Source organism: Streptomyces sp. NPDC056503, from assembly GCF_042794995.1.
In the GTDB taxonomy this organism is placed as follows: domain Bacteria; phylum Actinomycetota; class Actinomycetes; order Streptomycetales; family Streptomycetaceae; genus Streptomyces.
This window is the reverse complement of sequence record NZ_JBHTST010000155.1, coordinates 1-19459: the sequence shown is the minus strand read 5'-3', so window position 1 is coordinate 19459 and position 19459 is coordinate 1. Positions and strand designations below refer to the sequence as shown.

The following is a 19459-nucleotide window of genomic DNA, read 5'->3' as shown; positions in this document are numbered from 1 at the left end:
CCGCCCTCAGGGTGTGCCGGGGCCGTCCCGTTTCCTCCGCTCGGTGGTCCGTGTCCGGCGGTCTCCGCCCGGTGGTCCGCTCAGCGGTTCCCGCGGGCCAGGCGCCGCCACGGGGTGAAGGTGAAGACCGCGCCGCCGAGGAGGATCGCCGTGCCGGCGACCAGGCCGAGGGCGCGCAGGGCGCCGTCGGACTCGGCGCCGGTCTGGGCGAGGCCGTCGCCGCCCCCGGAGCCGTTGCCGGAGCCGTTGCCGTTGCCGCCGTCCTCCGAGCCGCCGTTGTCCCCGTTCCCGGAGGCGCCGCCGGACTGCTTGGCGGTGTCCAGGGTGAGGGACGCCTCGACCGTGCCCTTCACGGTGCAGGGGATCTTGATCGGGTCGGCGCCGGGGGCGAGGACGACGCTGATGGTGAGCGCGCCCGGGGAGAGGGTCGCCTTGCCGGTGGCGCCGGGGCGGTAGGTGCCCTTCATGTCGGTGAGGCTCACCGGGTCGTTCATCTTGAGCGCGGTGGGGTTGGACGCGCCGGTGACCTTGACGGTGCCGCTGTCGGCCCCGCCGATCTTGATGTCCATGCTGGGCGTGAGGGCGTTCGCGGGCAGCGGCGCGGGGCTGTTCATGACGCCCTTGGCCGTCTTGACCGTGAGGTCGTACGCGCCGCCGTTCTTCCTGGCGCTGATGGTGACCTTGGAGTTGATCGCGTCGGGGCCGGGGGACGTACAGGCGAAGGCGACCTTGACCTCCTTGCCCGGGAAGTCGGTCTGTCCGCCGGAGCCGCCGGACCCTCCGTCGCCGCCGGACCCGCCGCTGTCCGAGCCGCCGCTGTCCGAGCCGCCGCCGTCGGTGCCGCCGCTGCCCGAGCCGCCGCCGCTGCCGGAGCCGCCGCCGTCCGTCACCTTGATCGTGGCGCCGACCGGGACCTGCTCCTTCGGCGTGCACGTGGTGTTAGTAGACATCGGCTTCGACACGTTGATCGTGTACGCGTCGGGCGTCAGCGTGACGTCGCCCGCCTTGGTCAGCTTCAGGGTGCCCTTCATCTCGGGCAGGACCATGTCGGTGTTCTTGGGGATCGGCGGGTTCTGCCGGGGCCCCTCCATGGCGACCGTGCCGCCCTGCGCCCCGCCGACCTTCATGGTCCCGGTCGGCTTGACGGTGTTCGCGTCCAGATCGAGCATGTCGGGGTTCTTGGAGGCCGGCTTCACGGTCTTCCAGACGACCTCGACGGTGTCGCCGACCTTGGCGGTCGCGGGTGCGGTGACCAGCACCGTGGTGGTGCCCTGCACCGGGGGCAGGCCGGAGATCGACGGCGGGATGCACTCCGTCTTGAACGAGATCTGGGCGGCCTGGGCGGGACCGGCGGAAAGCAGGATCCCCGCGCCGCCGAGCATCAGCGCGATCCCGGCCGCGCTCATCCTCCGTTGCGTGCTCACGAATGTCCCTTCGTCGTCGGACTGTTCTCGGACGGTGCGGAGTCGGGGAGGAACCACGGCAGCGCCGAGGCCGTCCCGGGGCCGTCCGCGTCCGCCGGTAGGGGGACGGGGACGGAGTCGCGGTTCCGGCCGCCGGCCCGGTCGACGAGGACCATGCCGATCCGGAAGAGGGCGGCGGGCACGACCACGGCGAGCAGGGCCCAGAAGAGGACCACGCCCCACGGCCGGCCCACCTTCCAGGGCTGCTCGGCCAGGACCTTCCCGCCGTAGGAGACGGAGACCCGGTAGTCGCCGTGGGCGCCGGCGGAGAGCTCGACGTCCAGCTCGATCCGGGCCTTCTGCCCGGGCTTCACGGTGCCGCGCCACTGGTGTTCCTCGTCGCCCGGGGCGAGGACGCCGCGGGCGGTGCCGACGAGGAAGACCGGGTCGCGGACGGGCGCGGTGCCGAGGTTCCCGACGGTGAGGACGAGGGTGCGGGACGGTGGCGCCCCGAACCAGGTGAGGACCCCGCCGGAGCCTTCCAGGCGGGCGGCGGTGAGGACGGCGAGCCGTCCGTCGCCGGCGGCGTCCGGGAGCGGGGCGGTGGGGTGGTCCGTGACGGTGAAGCCGGCGTCGACGACGTCCTGACTGCCGGTGACTCCGGAGACGTGGACGACGCAGGGGCAGGGCTTGGGCGGGGCGACCACCGGCAGCTTGACGCTGAAGGCGCCGCGCGGGTCGACGGTGGCGGCGCGGCCGTCGGTGTTGGCGCAGCTGTTGGTGCCGCCGACGACGCCCTTCTCGGGGGTGCCCTGGCCGCAGAGCAGGACCATCAGGAGCGCGCCGGCCTTCCAGCCGGTGCCGCTGACGGTGAGTTCGCCGCCCTTGGCGGCCTGGTTGCGCGAGACGGCGACGGTGGGGTCGCCCGCGGCGGGCGCGGGGTGCGCGGGGACGGCCGGGAGCAGGGCGAGGGCGAGGGCCGTGAGCAGCGCGGCCAGGGCCGTACGGGCACGGGCGGCGGCCGGTCTCATGTGGTGGCTCCCTTCGTACGGGCCCGGCGCCGGAGCGTGTACGCGGCTCCGCCCGCCGCCGCGAGCGGCAGGACGGCGGCGCCGGCGAGGGCGGGCGCGGAGGCGAAGACGGCGGCGGTGGCGGCGGTGGCGGGGGTGGCTCCGGGGGCGGTGGCGGTGAGCCGGACGGTGACGGAGTCGAGGGCCGGCGGGTCGGGCCAGGGTTCGGTGCGGGCGGCGCGCTCGCCGGGGCGGAGGGTGAGCGGCAGGGCACGGTCGGGGAGGTCGAGGACGGTGCCGAGGAGGCCGTCGGCGCGGACGGCGAGGCGGGGCCGGTCGAGGAGGGTGCTGCCGCGGTTGACGAGGGTGTAGTGGAGGGTGCCGGTGGCGCGGTCGACGCGGGCGTCCTCGACGGTGAGGGCGGCGAGCCGGGGCCCGCTGACCTTCAGCCGCAGGTCGACCTCGGTCCGCCGGCCGCCGGCCGCGGCCCGTACCGTGCCGCGGTGTTCGCCGGGCGGGGTGGCGGCGGCCACCGTGACGGCGAAGGGCACGTCGGCGCGGGTGCGGGCGGGCACGGTGACGGTGCGGGCGGCGAAGGCGACGGCGGCGGGCCCTTCGCCCGTGAGGGTGACGGTGAGCGCCCGGGGCCCGGGGTTGGTGACGGAGAGGGTGTCCTCCAGGACGCTGCCGGCGGGTCCTTCGAGGTAGGCGTACGGCCGTCCGGCGGCGGGCGCGGCCGTCCACTCGGCGGCGGGGGGCGCGGCGGTCCCCCGCGGGGTGGCGGGGGGCGCGGCGGCGAGCGTGCCGAGGACGGCCGCGGCGGCGAGGAGCGCGTACCGGCCCCTGGGCGGGGCGCCCCGGCGCGCGGGCCTCCCGCCGCCGGCCGCGGGGACGGGCCCGCGCGGTGCGGCGGGGGTCTCGGGCCTGGTCACGGGCGGGCCGGGTGGGGGCGGCGGGTGAGCCAGAGGAGGGTGCCGGCGCCGGCCAGGAGGACGGTGCCGCCGAGGGTGGCGAGGGCGGTGGTGGTGGAGAGGCCGCCGGTCCTGGGGAGTTCGCCGCCCGGGAGGGCCTCGGCGCCGTCCCCCTCGGCCCCCTCGGTCTCCTCGCCCTCCTTCCCGGTCCCGGTCTCCGGCAGGCCCGTCACCGTGAGGGTGAGGGACGGGCCGGGTGTGCCGGCGGGCCGGCAGACGGCGGCGTCCATGCCGAGGGCGTGGACGGTGAGCACTCCGGCGGTGAAGGTGACGGTGCCGTTCCGCCCGGGTGTGTAGGTGCCGGTGAGGGTGCCGATCCGGATGGGGGTGAAGGCGGGGACGGCGGCGGGGTTGGGGGCGCCCTTCACCTTGACGGTGCCCTGGTCGTCGCCGCCGAGGACGAGTTCGGCGCGCGGGGTCATGACGCCCTTGGGGAGTTCGACGGGGCTGTCGGAGACGCCCTTGTCGAAGGTCATGGTGATCGCGTAGGCGTCGCCCTTCCGCTCGGCCGTGATGTCCACGGGCGAGACGGCGGACCGGTCGCCGATCTCCGTCTCGCACGCGTACTTCACGTCGACGACCTCGGCGTGGGCGGCGGGCGCGGCGGCCAGCCCGGCCGGGGCCCAGACCGCGACGGCGGCCGTGAGCACGGCGGCCGCCCTCCTCCGGTTCGGTTTCCTGGACACCCGCGACCCCTCACCGATGTTCCTGACGCATCATCAGATTGGGCGTCAAGGTACGCCTGGGGCCGTACGGAGGGAAGAAGAGCGACGGTGAAAGTCCTGCGGCGGTCGCCCGCGACGGGGCGGAACCGTCAGGCGGGGGAGGCCAGTTCGGCCCAGACCGTCTTGCCGGGGGCGCCCGGCACCCGCTGGATGCCCCAGTCCAGGCAGAGCCGCTGCACGATGAACATGCCGTGCCCGCCGGGGCGTCCGGCCCGGTGCGGGGTGCGCGGCACGGGCTGGCCGGCGCCGCGGTCGGTGACCTCCAGGCGGACGGTCCTGGCGAGGCGGAGGACCCGGAGCCGCTCGGGGCCCTCGGCGTGCAGGCAGGCGTTGGTGACGAGTTCGGAGACGACGAGCAGGACGTCCTCGGCGGCGGCCCTGCGGTCGGCGCCGACGGCGGGCAGCCAGCCCCACTCGGTCAGGGCGGTGCGGGTGAAGTCACGGGCGAGCGGGACGGTGCCGCTGGTCTCGCCGAGCGCGAGGGTACGGATGTCGGAAGCCTGGTCCATCAGCACTTCACCTCACCGGTCGACGAGACAGCAGGGGCAGGGACGAGAAGGGGGCGCGGCGCCGGGGCGTCAGCCGGAGCCGGGCAGGGCGGTGGCGAGGGTGTCGTGCACGGTGAAGACGGCCTCGGCGCCGGTGATCCGGAAGACCCTGGCCACGGCGGGCCGCATGGCCACCAGATGGACCTCGCCGCCGGCGGCCTCGGCGCGCAGGCGCGCCCCGAGGAGCACGTTGAGGCCGGTCGAGTCGCAGAAGCCGAGCCCCTCGCAGTCGACGACGAGCCGGACGCGGCCCGCGTCGATGGCGGCGTCCAGCGGCGCGCGCAGCAGCTCGGCGGTGTGGTGATCGAGCTCACCCACCGGTACGAGGAGTTCCGCGTCACCGTCCACGGCTCTGGCCTCGACCCGCAGCCGCGCGGGCTGCGCGCTGCCGATGTGCTGGCGGTCCATGGTGTGACCCCTCCTCGATCGACTTCGCCGAACCCTACTAGCGGGGCACCTTCCGGCGCACACGAGCCCACCACAAAACCGTCCATAACGGATTATTGCCACTTGCAACGATCGCCGCCGACCAGGTAGGGCTAGTACGTGACACCCGATCCAGCCGGCTTTGGAGGCGCCGCACACCGCACCCGGACACCCACCCTGGAGGAGACCCATGTCACCCCGGCTCGACGCCCCGCGCACCCCCACCGCGCCGTCGACACCAGCCCTTCCCCGTCCCGCCGCCCCCACACCCGCGCCGCCCCCGGCGCTCGACGAACGCCTCGACGGCCCGCTCGACCGGGTCGCCCCCGCCGACGCCCGCGCCCTCTCCAAGGACCTCTTCGCACGGCTCGCCGAGCTGGAGGAGGGCACCCACGAGTACGCGTACGTCCGCAACACCCTCGTCGAACTCAACCTGGCCCTGGTCCGCTTCGCCGCAGCCCGCTTCGGGACCCGCAGCGAACCCATGGAGGACATCGTCCAGGTCGGCACGATCGGCCTCATCAAGGCCATCGACCGCTTCGAACTCGCCCGCGGCGTCGAGTTCCCCACCTTCGCGATGCCGACCATCATCGGCGAGATCAAGCGCTTCTTCCGCGACACCTCCTGGTCCGTGCACGTCCCCCGGCGGCTCCAGGAACTCCGGCTCGACCTGGCCCGGGCGGGCGACGCCCTCTCCCAGCGCCTCGACCGGGCGCCCACCGTGAGCGAACTCGCCGCCGAACTCGGCCTGTCCGAGGACGAGGTCGTCGAGGGCATGGCCGCCAGCAACGCCTACACGGCCGCGTCGCTCGACGCCCAGACCGAGGACGACGACCACGGACAGAACGAGACCACCCTCGCCGACCGGCTCGGCTACGAGGACCACGGCCTGACCGGCATCGAGTACGTCGCCTCCCTCAAGCCGATGATCGCCTCGCTCCCCGAACGGGAACGGCTCATCCTCTCCCTCCGGTTCGTCACCGGCCTCACCCAGTCGGAGATCGGCGCCGAGCTCGGCATCTCCCAGATGCACGTCTCCCGGCTGCTCTCCCGCACCCTCGCCCGGCTGCGCCGCGGACTCACCCTGGAGGAGTGACCCTCCCGGGATCACTCCGGCGGAATGACCTCCACCGGACCCCGTGAGCCGTCAAAATGGCGACGGAAAGGGCCCGTTCACGGTCTTCGACCCGAACGGGCCCTTCCGTGCGACCTGTACGACCCGTGCGGCACCACGGGCCGCCGGTCGGGCCGTTGTTGACGGGGCCGTCCGGAAGGGGCGACATTGAGCCCGGGGATCTGGGGGGAATCTGTCATGGTTTCTGCGTACGCGGACCTGGAAGAAGGCATGCGCGCGCGGCTCGGGGGCCGGGAGTGCCTCTACGTGCCGTCGTGCCGCCTCGGCCTCTACCTCGCGCTCCGCCGCTGGTGCCCGCCCGGCGGCCGGGTCCTCATGTCCCCGGTCAACGACGACGTGATCTTCTTCGTGGTGCTCGCCGCCGGCCTCCGGCCCGTACAGGCCCCGCTCGACCCGCGCGACGGCTCCGTCGACCCGGCGGCCGTGCCCGACGCCGTCTGGTCCGGACTCTCCGCCGTCCTCACCACCAACCTGTACGGCAACCCCGACCCCGCGCCCGCACTGCGCGCCCGCTGCGACCGGCTCGGCATCCCCCTCCTGGAGGACGCCGCCCACGCCATCGGCTCCACCGTCGGCGGCCGCCCCGTCGGCGCCTGGGGGGACGCCGCCGTCTTCAGCCTCTCCAAGCACACCGGCGCCAAGACCGGCGGCTTCCTCGCCGTCGCCGACCCCGCCCTGCGCGACGGTCTCGCCGCCGAGCGGGACGCCCTGCTCCGCCCGGCCCGGCTCGCCAAGGAACTCTCCTACCTGGCCCGCCCGTACGCCGAGGCCACCGCCCGCGGCCTGCGCCTCGCCCGGCCCGCGCACGCCGCCCTGCGCGCCCTCGGCGTCCACGAACGGCCCGGCATCCGGATGCCGTTGCGCCCCGAGGAACTCGCCCGCGCGCTCGACGCCGCCCCCGCGCTCGACCCCTTCCACTCCTGGGTCCGGGTCGACATGCACGACTACCGGCTCCGCGCCGGCGCCGCCCGCCTCGCCCGCACCCGCCGCAGGCTCGCCGCCCTCGACACCACCCTCGACGCCCACCGCGCCGGCACCGCCCGCCTCCTCGCCTCCGAGTACTCCGGCCAGGGCCTCCCCGCGGACGGCGCCGTCCCCCCGCTCTTCCGGGTGCCGCTCCTCGTCGAGGACCGGGACGCCGCCGTGGCCGCGCTCGCCCGACGCCGGATCACCGTCGGCTACCTCTACGACCCGCCGCTCGACACCTACGCCGGGGAGCGGTTCACCGATCCCTCCCCCGCGCCCGCGCCCGCCGCCTGGTTCGCCCGGCACGCCCTGCCCGTCGACCCGCGCCGCGCCGACGAGGCCCTCGCCGCGCTGCGCGCCTCCGGCGCCCGGCCCGCCGTGCCCGCACCCGCCCTCGGCGGCGCCCGGTGACCGGAACCGTACGCGCCCGGGGCGCCGACCCGGACGCCCCGGGGGCCCGCGAGGCGAAGGGCAAGGAGGCCCCGGCGGCCGACGGCGAGGACTCGCTCTTCCGCAACGCCTACGCCCTCATGCTCTCCACCGGCGTCTCCGCCGCCCTCGGGCTCGGCTTCTGGCTGGTCGCCGCCCGCTACTACACCGAGGAGGCCGTCGGCCAGGGCTCCGCCGCCATCGCCGCCCAGCGGATGCTCGCCTCCATCACCGCGACCACCCTCGCCGGCGCCATCGTCCGCTACGTCCCCCGGGCCGGCCGCGCCACCGGCCCGCTCGTGCTCCGCCTCTACCTCCTCAGCACGGTCGTGGTGGCCGCCGCCTCCGGGATCTTCCTGCTCACCCTGGACCTGTGGGGACCCTCGTACGCCCCCCTCGGCACCCTCTCCGCCGGGATCTTCTTCACCCTGTCCTCCGTCGGCTGGGCGCTGCTCACCCTCCAGGACGGCGTCCTCACCGGCCTGCGGAAGGCCTTCTGGGTGCCGGTCGGCAACGCCGTCTTCTCCGTCGGCAAGCTCGTCCTGCTCGTCGTCCTCGCCGCCGCGCTGCCCGTCCTCGGCGTCTTCGTCTCCTGGGCGGCGGCGATCGCGCTCTCCACGATCCCGCTGGCCTGGCTGGTCTTCCGCCGGCTCATCCCCGAGCAGGCCCGCGCCGACAAGGACCGCGAGCCGCCCACCTACCGCGAGATCGGGCGCTTCGTCGCCGGCGACGCCTTCGGCGCCTTCTTCAGCCTCCTCATGATCAGCCTGCTGCCGGTCATGGTCGCCGTCCGCTTCGACGCCGCGCACAACGCCTTCTTCTACACGGCGTACACCGTCGGCGGCACCATGGAGTTCATGGCCATCAACATGGCCTCCTCGCTCACCGCGCACGCCTCCCACAGCCCCGAGTCCCTCGCCGAGGGCGTCCGGGGCGCGCTGCGCCGGATGGTGCTGCTGCTCGTCCCGGTCGTCCTCGTCCTGGTGCTCTTCGCGCCGCTGATCCTCACCCCGTTCGGCCAGGGCTACACCGACAACGGCTCCACCGTGCTGCGGCTGCTCGCCGCCGGGGCGCTCCCCCGGGTCGCGGTGGAGCTGTACATCGGGGTGCTCCGCGTCCAGGGCCGCACCGGGATGCTCGCCGCCGTCCAGGCCGGCATGTGCGTCCTCGTCCTGGGCGGCGCGGCCGTCCTCCTCGGCCCGCTGGGCATCTCCGGGGCCGGGGCGGCGGTGCTCGGCGGGATGACGGTGATGGCCCTGGTGTGCGTGCCGGGGCTGCGGGCGGTCCTCAGGGGCGGCGCGCACGACGAGCCGGAACCCTCCGCCGCCCGGCCCGCGGCGGCCTCCTCCCCCGCCGACGACGACGGCTACGGCACCCAGTGGGCGCGGCAGAGCGCGTATCTGCGCGCCACGGCGGCGCAGGACACGGTGACTCCGGCGTTCGGCATCCCCGTGTACGTCCCCCGCCCGCGCGCGACCGAGCCCGCCCCCGTACGCCGCACGCCCCCGCCGACTCCCCCGCGCGACCGTTCGGGACCCGTCCTGTGGGCCCTGCTCGCCGCGGCGGCCGCGGCCTTCTGGCTGCCGCTCGCCTTCGCCGACCCCCTCGACGCGGCCCGGCTCTCCGGTACGGAGCTGCTCACGGCGCTGCCGGTGCCGACCCTGCTGGCCGGTCTGGTCCTCGTCGCCCTCCAGGGCGCGGCGGTCGCCCCGCGCGCCTTCCGCGGCGGCTACGCGACGGCCGTGCTCCTCGCCACCTTCCTCGCCCTGCACACCGCCCCGCCGCTCCTGGGCCTCCTCCCGCCGGCCGCCGTCGGCCCCGGCACCGAGCTGCTCGGCACCGGCCCGGCGACGTGGACGGCCCCGATCGCGGCGCAGGCCCTCTGCCTGCTGCTCGCGGCGGCGCTGCTGCGGGTCCTGGGGGCCGGCGGCCGGATCACGGCCGGCGCGGTGTGGGTGCTGGTCTGGGCCGGCTGGGCGGCCCAGCAGTCCTTCGCGGCCGCCCCGCTCCCCCTCCTCCTCGGCCTCTCCGGCGTCACCATGGCCGCGTACGCCGTCCGCGGCCTGCGCGCCTGACCGCCGCTCGGCGGTCAGGGGCCGACGGAGGCCCGGTCCTCCGGGACGCCGGCGTCCCGGGTCACGGCGGGCAGCGGGACGCCGGGGAGCAGGGCGGCGACGGTGACGAAGGCGGCCAGGACGCCGAGGAAGGCGGCGACGCTGAAGGCGTCGGCGAGGAAGAGTCCGGTGGCGGTGAGGGTGGCCAGGGAGAGGCTGACCGGCGCCGCCAGGGCGAAGAGCTCCAGGCGGGCGCCGGGGCGCAGCCCGGCCGGCTGCGGCGTCAGCAGCGCGAAGCCGGGCGCGAGCCCGACGAAGGCGAGGACGGGGATCCAGCGCAGCGGGGAGCCGCCGGGCAGCGCGGTGGCGGCGAGCGCGACCCAGCCGGAGGCGGCGAGGGCGGCTCTGCGCTGGACGGGGGAGAGGCGCGGGAGGGCCATGGCGTACCGGCTCCTTCGGTCGGGTCGGCGGGTGGCGGGGCGGGAGGGGTCAGCCGGTCGTGGGCTTGTAGCGGAGCACGATCCCGTACCGGCCCTCCTCCACGACCCCGAAGAGCGGTGACGCCTTCAGGGCGGCGATCAGGGAGTCGAAGCCGCCGGCCGGGAGGTAGCCCTCGCCGATGACGGCCTCGGCCTGGGTGGGGGTGAGGATCACGTAGGCGGGCCGGCCGGCCGGGATGCCGCCGGCGAGGTAGCCGGCCGGGTCCTTGAGCATCCGGAGGTTCTCGTCGACCTCCTGCTCGGTGAAGAACCAGCGCTCGTACCGGTCGTAGCGGTAGTACGAGTCGGAGAAGGCGCCCGTGGCGGCGAGGATCAGCGCCCCCTCGGGGGCCCGGTCGAGGGCCCGGCGGGTCAGCGCGGTCTCGCCGGGCTGGGCGTAGTGCATGCCCTCCTTGCCGTAGTACGAGGGCAGGAAGCCGGCGAGCATGGTGAGGAGGGCGAGGGGCAGCGCGACGATCGCGACCCTGCGGGCGACGAGGGCGCCGCGGCTCGCCGCACCGGCGGCGGGGACGAGCGCGGCGGCGGCGAAGAAGGCGGAGCCGGGCAGGCCGAAGAGGTAGACCCGGAAGATCATCTCGCCGCCGTAGTCGTTGACCAGGACCAGCGGGACGGGCGCGGCGGCGGCGAGGACCAGCGGCAGGGCGCTGTGGACGAGCCGGCGGCGGAGCAGGACGGCGGCGACGGCGAGCCCGCCGAGGGCGAGGACCATCAGGACGTTGGCGCTGCCGACGAGTTCGGGCCCGGGCCCGGTGGGCTCGCCGGCGAAGCCGGGCCGGGAGTTGGCGAGCAGGTTGCCGAGCTTCTCGCCGAGGGTGGAGAGGGTGGAGAGGAAGAGTTCCCGGCCCATGGTCAGGTACCAGGCGAGCATGAGGGCGCCGGCCGTGGCGAGCAGCCCGAGGTTGCGGTAGCGGCGGGTGAGGCAGAGCGCCGCGAGGGTCACGCACAGCATCAGCGGGGTGAGCTGGTGGGCGGCGTTGACGGCGGCGATGACGGGGACGAGGAGGAGGACCGCGACCGCCCGCTGCCGGGTGGAGGTGGCCGGCGGGACGGCGGCGGCGGCCGGGTCGAGGACGGCACGGTCCCGCAGGCGGCCGGCGGAGCCGGGCCGCACGAAGTGGCGGACGACGACGGCGAGGACGGTGAGGTAGAGCAGGTAGGAGAAGCCCTGCGGGGAGAGGTAGTCCTGGCCGACCCAGTTGGCCAGCTGGAAGATCCACACCGCCGTCCACACCAGCCGCCAGTCGTCGCTGAAGGTCCGGTAGACGAGGACGAGCACGGGCAGGGTGAGCAGACCGAGGCCGACCGGCGCCCAGTTGATGAAGGAGGCGGCCCCCTCCACGCCGAAGGCGCGGACGAGCGCCGCGTCGAGCGCGAAGAAGCCGGGCCACTGGTCGTAGGCGGACATGCCGCCGGAGAGTTCGGTGCCGGGGTGGACGGTGCCCTCGGCGAGCAGCCGGGTGATGATCGCGTCGTGCTTGGAGGCCCAGGCGTAGCGGACGGTCTCGTAGAGGACCGCGGGCGGGGCCTTGAGGGCGAAGAGCATGGCCACGGTGTGGACGGCGGGCCAGAGGGGGGCGGTGCCGGCCCGGCGGAGGCTGAGGACGAAGCCGGCGGTGAGGACGGCGAGGGCGGCGTAGAAGGTGGCCGGGAAGCGGTCGAGCAGCCCGAACTCGTCCATGTGCCGGAAGTCGATGCGGGGCAGCGCCCAGAGCCAGAGCGCGGCGGCGACGAGGAGCGGGGCGAGGGCGAGGACGGTCGGGGAGCCGAACCGTCCGGGTCCGGAGGCGGCGGGGGGCGGTGCGGCGCCCGGTGTCCCGGGGGCGGCGTCGGCCGTCGCCCGGGCGGGCGTCGCGTCGTACGGGGCGCCCGGCTGCGCGGGCACGCCGCCGTCGGTCACCGGTCCCGGCTGCCCCTGCCCCTGCTTCTGCACGAACTCTTCTCCCCCACTGTCCCCTGGACGAACACCTCCGGACGGAGCAAGGGAACGTACTGCGCTTCCGTCCGGCTGCACAACTCCCGTCTCGCGTACGGGGTTTGTCGATCTTGGTCCGGCTTTGCCCGGCCGGTTCCGGCGGGCTCAGCCGGCGAACTCCGGGCCCTTCACCAGGGCGCGGGCCCTGCGGTAGAGGCGCCAGCCGAGGGTGGGCAGGGAGTCGGGGTACGGGGCGACCCTGGCGCCCCGGCCGTCCATCCAGGCCTCCACGTCGGCGGCGGTGTGGTCACGGCGGACGATGAGCCGCGCGATCCGGAAGAGCTCGTCGGACGCGGAGCTGAGGGCGTGCCGGACGGCGACGGCGGAGGCGTAGCCCGCGGCCTCGGCGGCGCGGCGGACGGCGGGGCTGTTGTAGCCGTGCGGGTAGGCCAGGTGGCGCACCTCGTGGCCGAGGACGTCCTCCAGCTCGGCCTTGGAGTCGCGGAGTTCGCGGCGGAGCGCGGCGGACCCGAGGGTGTCGAGCTGGGGGTGGCTGACGGTGTGGCCGCCGACCTCCATCCCGTACTCCTCCAGGCGCGGCGCCTGCGCCAGGGTCATCATCGGCGCGGGCGGCAGGAGGCACGGCCGGCCGGGGGCGAGGGCGCCGGTGGTGAGGTAGGCGGTGGCGGGCAGCGCGCGGGCGGCGAGCGCCTCCGCGGTGGGGCCGGCGAGGTCGGCGAAGCCGTCGTCGAAGGTGAGGACGACGGGCCGGGGCGGCAGGGGTGTGCCGGCGGCGAGGTGTCCGACGAGCGCGCCGACGGTGAGCGGGGTCCGCCCGCTGCCGGTGATCGCGTCGAGGTGGGCGGCGAACTGCCGCGGGGTGACGGTGAATTCGGCGATCCAGGCGGGCGGGTCGTCCATCACCGGGTGGTAGAGGAGGACGGGGACGCGGGTGTGCGCGGGGGCGCCTTTCATCGGGAGGCTCCCTGGGAGAGGCGTGCCTTGAGGTAGCCGACGGGGCCGTACAGCATGCCGCGGCGTTCGAGGCGGGAGAGGGACGCGGGCCAGGGGTGGTGCTGGGTGCCGTGCTCGCCGGGGACCCCGCCGGCGTGGGACCCGCCGTCGGAGCCGCCGCCGCGTTCGGCCGTCATCGTCCGGGCGTGCGCGAGGCCGCGCGGGAGGCGGGCGAGGAGGGCGGGCAGCAGGGCGGGGCGGCGGACCATCGTGGCGGTGAGGTACGCGGTGAGCCCGGCGCCGTAGCCGTACGCCTGGTTCTCCAGGTCCTGCCAGGTCTCGCGGTGGTGGTGCCAGACGAGCGCGTCGGGCGTGTACCGGAGCCGGTGCCCGGCGGCGAGGACGGCGACGAAGGCGTACAGGTCGTCGCCGCCCCGCGCGGCCGTCCCGGTGCCGGTGGCCGGGTCGAAGCCGCCCGCCCGGCGCAGCGCGGAGGCCCGGAAGGCCATGTTGGCGCCGGAACCGAAGCTGCCGGCGGTGAAGGGGAAGAGCGGTTCGTCGGCGGGCGGCCGGGCCGGGTCGTACAGCCGGGGCGCGAAGCCCTTGGCGAAGCCGCCGTGGGATTCGAGGAGGATCTGCGCGGGGGTGGAGAGCCGGGCGGGCAGGATCAGGCCGGTGACGCAGCCGAGCCCGGGGTCCGCCGCGAAGGGCGTGGCGAGCGCGGTCAGCCAGCGCGGGTCGGCGATCACGTCGTCGTCGGTGAAGGCGAGGACCTCGCCGCCGGCGGCGGCCACGCCGGCGTTGTGGGCCGCGGCCAGGCCGGGACGGTCCTCGCGGACGTACCGGACGCGGCCGTACGCGCGGGTGACCAGGTCGTGGGTGGCCGTGGTGCGGGGGGCGTTGTCGACGACGATCAGTTCGTGGTCGGGGTGGTCCTGGGCCAGGAGGGAGTCGAGCGCGCGGGCGAGGGAGTCGGGGCGCTCCCGGGTGGCGACGATGACGGAGGCGCGGGGCGGGGCGGTGTCCGCCGGGGCGGGGGCCTCCGCCGCGGCCAGCCGTTCGGCGGCGGTGGGGAGGGCGCCGCCCTCCAGGAGGCGCTGCGCGGCGAGCGCGGCCAGGACCCGCGCCGGGTCCTCGCCGTCCTCGTACCGGCCCAGGACCGTGGCGGCGGGACGGCCGTCCACGCGGACGAGGGCGTAGACGTCACCGGGGCGGGGCTTCCCGGCGCCGGGGGCGGGGCGGAACCCGACGGCGGTACCGGACGCGTCGAGCTCCAGTTCCGCTACGGCTATCGGTGACTGCTGGTTCAACGGGATCCCCCAGGGACGTGCGGGCCGGCCACCGCTAGCGGTCGCCGCGCAGACGGGCGGCGGTGTTCAGGGCCTCGCGGGCGCGGGCCGCCAGCGCCGGGCGGGAGCGGACGTAGGCGTGGGCCGCGCGGACGGGCTCGCGGCGGAGCCAGTGCAGGACCGTACGCGGGTCGGGGCGGGTGACGGCGCCCTCGTACACGGTGAGTTCGCCGGTCTTCAGGGAGTCCTTGTACTCGGCGGCGCCCCGCCCAAGGTCGAGCGTCCCGATGCCCGCCTCCGCGGCGCCCGCCGCCATCCGGAGGTGGAGCACGAGGCCCGGGGAGTACTTGGCGAACTCGGGGTCGTACGCGGGGAACCAGCACGACAGGACGGTCGCCGAGCGGAGCCCGAAGTGGGCGGCGACCGGGCGGTCGCCGGCGTACAGGACGGACAGGACGCCGGAGCAGCCGGGCGTGCGCTGCGCGTGGAGGCGGCGGACGAGGGCGCTGATCCAGTCCTGCGCGAAGCGGTCGCCGCGGCCGGTGCGGCGGTACTGCGCGGACTTCCACTCCATGAGGGTGCGCAGGGCGGCCGGATCGCGTTCGTCGAAGACGAAGCGGACCTCGCCGCCGGCCTGCCGGGCCAGCCTGCGGTCCTTGGCGAGGGTGGTCCTCAGGAACTTCGGCGACTGGACCCGCAGCAGCGCCTCGTACGCCGCGTACCCCTCGCCCACGTCGATGACGGGCGAGGCGAAGGACTCGTCGGCGGCGCCCTCGAAGACGGGCTGCCCGGTCTCCAGGTTGTCGTACTCCCAGAAGACCAGTCCGCAGGCGCGCAGCAAGGCCTCGGTGCCGGGCCGCAGCCCGGGCCGGAAGACGCCGCCCTGGCTGTCGGAGACGCCGAAGCCGATGGCCCGGCCGCGCCCCAACGGGCCCTTCTCGTACGGGAAGAAGCCGACGGGCTCGCCGTCCTCCCACCACACGGCGACCCGCGCCGCGGGTCGTACGGCGCCGACGGCGAGGGTGAACTCCGGTTCCATGAACGGGTTCGCGGGGGCGCCGGACTTGGCCCTCAGCCCGCGCCACGCCTCGATCTCCCGCTCGCCCAGCTCCCCCGGCCGCACGATCCGCACACGCCAAGCAGTCACCTAGCCGACCCCCCGGTCATCCCCCGAGCACCTTCTGGACAGGAAGGTACCGGCCCGAACCCCTCCCCGGCAGGCATACTCGCCCTTTGGATCACGGAGGGGGACGAGGGTGACCGGGGGTCACGGAACGCGTCAGACCACGCGGACGCCCCCGCGCCGGACCTCCGCCACCAGCGGGACACCCGGGCGGTAGGCCAGGTGGACGTGGGAGGGGGCGTCGAGGACGGTGAGGTCGGCGCGGGCGCCCGGGGAGAGGCGGCCGACGTCGGTGCGGCGGAGGGCCGCGGCACCGCCGGCGGTGGCGGACCAGACGGCCTCGTCGGGGGTCATGCCCATGTCGCGGACGGCGAGGGCGACGCAGAACGGCATCGAGGAGGTGAACGAGGAGCCGGGGTTGCAGTCCGTGGAGAGGGCCACCGTCACGCCCGCGTCGAGCAGCCGCCGCGCGTCCGGCCACACCGCGCGCGTCGAGAACTCGGCGCCCGGCAGCAGCGTCGCCACCGTGTTCCCGGAGGCCAGCGCGTCGACGTCGGCGTCCGTGAGGTGGGTGCAGTGGTCGGCGCTCGCCGCGTCCAGCTCGACCGCGAGCCGCACGCCGGGGCCGTACGAGAGCTGGTTGGCGTGCACGCGGGCCTGGAGGCCCTTCGCCTGGCCGGCCTTGAGGATCGCCCGCGCCTGGTCGCCGTCGAAGGCGCCCTCCTCGCAGAAGACGTCGACCCAGCGGGCGTACGGGGCACAGGCGTCCAGCATCGCGCCGGTGACGAGGTCGACGTAGGCCGCCGGGTCGTCGGCGTAGTCCGGCGACACGATGTGCGCGCCGAGGTAGGTGACCTCGTCGGTGTGTTCCGCCGCGATGCGGAGCGCCCGGGCCTCGTCCTCGACCGTCAGGCCGTATCCGGACTTCGTCTCGAAGGTCGTGGTGCCCTGGCGCAGCGCCTCCCGCATGTAGCGGGCGACGTTGGCCGACAGCTCGGCGTCGGTGGCGGCGCGGGTGGCGGCGACGGTGGTGCGGATGCCGCCCGCCTGGTAGGGCCGGCCGGACATCCGGGCGTTGAACTCGGCGGTGCGGTCGCCGGCGAAGACGAGGTGGGAGTGGGAGTCGACGAAGCCGGGGAGGACGGTGCGGCCGCCGGCGTCGACGGCCTCGTCCGCGGCCGGGGCCTGCGCCGCCGGGCCCGCCCAGACGACCCGGTCGCCGTCCAGGACCAGGGCGGCGTCCCGGACGAGGCCCAGCGGGGAGCCGTCGCCCAGGGCGGGGTCGTTCGTCACGAGGGTGGCGATGTGGGTGATGACCGTGGTCGTCAAGGTGCTCTCCGGTGGGGCGGACGGGTTCGGGTGCGGGCCGACGGGCGGGGTGTCCCTCAGTCCCTCAGCGCGGCGATCGCGGCCGCGAGGGCGCCGGCGGTGTCCGGCACGGAGACGTGGGCGCCGTCCCGCACGACGGTGCGGCCGCCGACCACCACGTGGCGGACGTCGGCCGCGGACGCGGCGAAGACGGCCGTCTCCGGGGCGAGGCGCGGGACCGGGCCGGCGGTGCGGACGGTGTCGAGGGCGATCGTCGTGAAGTCGGCGAGGGCGCCGGGCTCCAGGGCGCCCGCGTCGGCCCAGCCGAGGGCCGCGTGGCCGTCCGCCGTCGCGGCGCGCAGGAGCGCGGCGGCCGTCCAGTGGCCGCGGACGTGGGTGCGCAGGCGTTCGTTCAGCTCCATGGCCCGCGCCTCTTCCAGGAGGTCGACGACGGCGTGGCTGTCGCTGCCGAGGGAGAGCGGGGAACCGGCCTTCTGGAGGTCGACGGCGGGGCCGATGCCGTCGGCGAGGTCGCGTTCCGTCGTGGGGCACATGCAGGTGCCGGTGGAGGTGGAGCCGACGAGGGCGATGTCGGCGTCCGTCATGTGGGTGTTGTGGACGCCGGTGGTGCGCGGTCCGAGGACGCCGTGGTCGGCGAGGAGCCGGGTCGGGGTGACGCCGTGGGCGGCGTGGCAGGCCTCGTTCTCGGCGGTCTGCTCGGAGAGGTGGACGTGGAGCGGGGCCCGCCGCTCCTCGGCCCAGCGGGCCACCGTCGACAGCTGGTCCGCCGGGACGGCGCGGACCGAGTGGATCGCGGCGCCGACGCGTACGCCGTCCCGGTCCTTCAGCGCGCTCGCCCGCTCCGCCCACTTCTCGGCCGTGCCGTCGGAGAACCGCAGCTGGTGGTGGTCGGGGGCGGCGCCGAAGCCCGCGGAGAGGTAGGCGGTGTCGAGGAGGGTGATGCGGATGCCCGCTTCCCCGGCGGCCGCGATCAGGGCCTCGCCCATGGCGTTGGGGTCGGCGTAGGGGGTGCCGCCGGGGGCGTGGTGGAGGTAGTGGAACTCGCCCACCGCCGTGATGCCGGCCAGCGCCATCTCGGCGTACACGGCCCGGGCCAGCGCGAAGTAGCTGTCGGGGGTGAGGCGCTGGGCGACGGTGTACATGACCTCGCGCCAGGTCCAGAAGGTGCCGGAGCCGACCTGGACGGTGCCGCGCAGGGCGCGGTGGAAGGCGTGCGAGTGGGCGTTCGCCAGCCCCGGGACGGTGAAGCCGCGCAGGACGGTCGCGCCGGGAGGCGGGGCGTCCGCCCCGGTCCGGACGGCGGTGATCCGGCCGTCGGTCACGTCCAGGGCGACGCCCGGCTCGGCGTAGGTGCCGAGCCAGGCGTGCTCCAGCCAGTACGTCGTCGTCAGCGGCACGCCAGGTCCTCCAGTACGTCGGCGAGGGCGAGCACCCCGGCCACGCAGTCGTCCTCGCCGGCGGACTCGGCCGGGGAGTGCGAGACGCCGGTGGGGTTGCGTACGAACAGCATGGCGGTCGGGATCGACGCGGAGAGGATTCCGGCGTCGTGTCCCGCGCCCGTGCCGAGGACGGGGGTCTTCTCCCCGAGGACCCGGCCCAGCTCGTCGCGCAGGGCGTGCGAGAAGTCGACGACCGGGGTGAAGGACTCGCGGACGACGGCGAGGTCGATGCCGTGCTTCGCGGCGTAGTCGCGGGCGGCGGTCTCGATGCCGGTGACGACGGCGTCCAGGGAGTCCTGGTCGGCGGCGCGGGCGTCGAGCCAGCCGCGCACGAGCGACGGAATGGCGTTGACGCCGTTCGGCTCGACGGAGATCTTGCCGAAGGTGGCGACGGCGCCCGCGAGCTCGGCCTCGCGCCGGGCGGCGAGGACGGTCTCGGCGTACGTCAGCATGGGGTCGCGGCGGTCGACGAGCCGGGTGGTGCCCGCGTGGTTGGCCTCGCCCGCGAAGTCGTACCGCCAGCGGCCGTGCGGCCAGATGGCGGAGGCGATGCCGACGGCGTCGCCGGAGAGGTCGAGGGCGCGGCCCTGCTCGACGTGGAGCTCGACGAAGGCGCGGATGCGGCCGAGTCGCTCCGGGTCGGCGCCGATCGCGTCGGGGTCGTGGCCGGCCGCCTCCATGGCCTGCGGCAGGCTGATGCCGTCGGCGTCGCGGAGCTCGTAGGCCTTCTCCTTCGTCAGCCGGCCGGAGGTGAGGCGGGAGCCGACGCAGGCGAGGCCGAAGCGGGCGCCTTCCTCGTCGCCGAAGTTGACGATGGCGAGGGGCCGCTTGAACGAGACGCCGCGGGCGCGGAGTTCGTCGAGGGCGGCGAAGGCGGAGACGACGCCGAGGGGGCCGTCGAAGGCGCCGCCGTCGGGGACGGAGTCCAGGTGGGAGCCGGTGACGACGGCGTCGCCCGCGGTGGGGTCGCCGAGCCAGGCCCACTGGTTGCCGTTGCGGTCGGTCTCGACGTCCAGGCGGCGGGCCTCGGCCTGCATCCGGAACCAGAGCCGGCAGTCGGCGTCGGCCCCGGTCCAGGCGTAGCGGCGGTAGCCGCCGGAGGACGCGTTGCGGCCGAGGGGGGCGAGGCTGCGCCACATCGCGTGGAACGAGGGGGAGTTCGGGCTCTTCGGCCGGTCGCCGCGGCCGGGGGGCGCGGGGTGCGCCGCCCCCGGGGCCCCCGGGGGGGGGCCCGGGGGGGGGGGGG

The 19459-nt window shown here is 75.8% G+C and carries 17 protein-coding genes; 3 read left to right on the top strand and 14 right to left on the bottom strand.

Translation table 11 applies throughout. The annotated features are described in order from the left end of the window. Window positions 1-80: 80 nt before the first annotated feature. The 6 genes from ACFQ8C_RS32070 to ACFQ8C_RS32045 form a co-directional block, all read right to left on the bottom strand. Entirely contained in the window at window positions 81-1406 is a 1326-nt protein-coding gene (locus ACFQ8C_RS32070) for a hypothetical protein (RefSeq protein ID WP_383464465.1), read from the bottom strand. Window positions 1407-1420: 14 nt separating this feature from the next. Next, complete coding sequence (locus ACFQ8C_RS32065) at window positions 1421-2434, bottom strand: hypothetical protein (protein ID WP_383464460.1); 1014 nt, start codon at window positions 2432-2434, stop codon at window positions 1421-1423. Then, the gene (locus tag ACFQ8C_RS32060) at window positions 2431-3345 is read right to left on the bottom strand and encodes a hypothetical protein (RefSeq protein ID WP_383464457.1); all 915 of its coding nucleotides are present in this window, start codon (window positions 3343-3345) and stop codon (window positions 2431-2433) included. The genes ACFQ8C_RS32065 and ACFQ8C_RS32060 overlap by 4 nt, the downstream gene beginning before the upstream one ends. Then, entirely contained in the window at window positions 3342-4034 is a 693-nt protein-coding gene (locus tag ACFQ8C_RS32055) for a peptidase (protein ID WP_383464455.1), read from the bottom strand. The genes ACFQ8C_RS32060 and ACFQ8C_RS32055 overlap by 4 nt, the downstream gene beginning before the upstream one ends. 164 nt (window positions 4035-4198) lie before the next feature. After that, the gene (locus ACFQ8C_RS32050) at window positions 4199-4618 is read right to left on the bottom strand and encodes an ATP-binding protein (RefSeq protein WP_383464453.1); all 420 of its coding nucleotides are present in this window, start codon (window positions 4616-4618) and stop codon (window positions 4199-4201) included. Window positions 4619-4687: 69 nt separating this feature from the next. Then, window positions 4688-5065: an STAS domain-containing protein gene (locus ACFQ8C_RS32045; RefSeq protein WP_383464450.1), complete on the bottom strand. Its 378-nt coding sequence runs from the start codon at window positions 5063-5065 to the stop codon at window positions 4688-4690. Between the two features lie 208 nt (window positions 5066-5273). Between ACFQ8C_RS32045 and ACFQ8C_RS32040 the strand changes: the two genes are divergently transcribed. From ACFQ8C_RS32040 to ACFQ8C_RS32030, 3 genes are all read left to right on the top strand, one after another. Then, the gene (locus ACFQ8C_RS32040) at window positions 5274-6179 is read left to right on the top strand and encodes an RNA polymerase sigma factor SigF (protein WP_383464447.1); all 906 of its coding nucleotides are present in this window, start codon (window positions 5274-5276) and stop codon (window positions 6177-6179) included. A 216-nt stretch (window positions 6180-6395) separates the two neighbouring features. Continuing rightward, complete coding sequence (locus ACFQ8C_RS32035) at window positions 6396-7595, top strand: DegT/DnrJ/EryC1/StrS family aminotransferase (protein WP_383464446.1); 1200 nt, start codon at window positions 6396-6398, stop codon at window positions 7593-7595. Beyond that, the gene (locus ACFQ8C_RS32030; protein WP_383464443.1) at window positions 7592-9688 is read left to right on the top strand and encodes a lipopolysaccharide biosynthesis protein; all 2097 of its coding nucleotides are present in this window, start codon (window positions 7592-7594) and stop codon (window positions 9686-9688) included. The genes ACFQ8C_RS32035 and ACFQ8C_RS32030 overlap by 4 nt, the downstream gene beginning before the upstream one ends. Before the next feature lie 14 nt (window positions 9689-9702). Here ACFQ8C_RS32030 and ACFQ8C_RS32025 read toward each other — a convergent pair whose 3' ends face one another. The 8 genes from ACFQ8C_RS32025 to ACFQ8C_RS31990 all read right to left on the bottom strand — a co-directional run. After that, a complete protein-coding gene (locus ACFQ8C_RS32025; RefSeq protein ID WP_383464441.1) occupies window positions 9703-10107 on the bottom strand; it encodes a hypothetical protein in 405 nt (134 codons plus the stop codon). Between the two features lie 49 nt (window positions 10108-10156). Then, entirely contained in the window at window positions 10157-12097 is a 1941-nt protein-coding gene (locus tag ACFQ8C_RS32020) for a hypothetical protein (protein WP_383464438.1), read from the bottom strand. Window positions 12098-12244: 147 nt separating this feature from the next. Beyond that, complete coding sequence (locus ACFQ8C_RS32015) at window positions 12245-13054, bottom strand: polysaccharide deacetylase family protein (RefSeq protein ID WP_383464435.1); 810 nt, start codon at window positions 13052-13054, stop codon at window positions 12245-12247. Beyond that, complete coding sequence (locus ACFQ8C_RS32010) at window positions 13051-14349, bottom strand: glycosyltransferase (RefSeq protein ID WP_383464462.1); 1299 nt, start codon at window positions 14347-14349, stop codon at window positions 13051-13053. The genes ACFQ8C_RS32015 and ACFQ8C_RS32010 overlap by 4 nt, the downstream gene beginning before the upstream one ends. Before the next feature lie 28 nt (window positions 14350-14377). Continuing rightward, window positions 14378-15469: a GNAT family N-acetyltransferase gene (locus tag ACFQ8C_RS32005; RefSeq protein WP_383464432.1), complete on the bottom strand. Its 1092-nt coding sequence runs from the start codon at window positions 15467-15469 to the stop codon at window positions 14378-14380. A 132-nt stretch (window positions 15470-15601) separates the two neighbouring features. Further along, on the bottom strand, window positions 15602-16774 hold the full coding sequence (gene hutI, locus ACFQ8C_RS32000) for an imidazolonepropionase (RefSeq protein ID WP_383464429.1): 1173 nt from the start codon (window positions 16772-16774) through the stop codon (window positions 15602-15604). A gap of 56 nt (window positions 16775-16830) precedes the next feature. Next, window positions 16831-18171 (bottom strand): formimidoylglutamate deiminase, encoded by a 1341-nt coding sequence (locus ACFQ8C_RS31995; protein WP_383464427.1) that lies wholly within the window; start codon window positions 18169-18171, stop codon window positions 16831-16833. Further along, window positions 18162-19459, bottom strand: a 1298-nt coding sequence (locus ACFQ8C_RS31990; RefSeq protein ID WP_383464425.1) for an allantoate amidohydrolase, incomplete at its 5' end; no start/stop codon positions are given. The genes ACFQ8C_RS31990 and ACFQ8C_RS31995, both read right to left, overlap by 10 nt.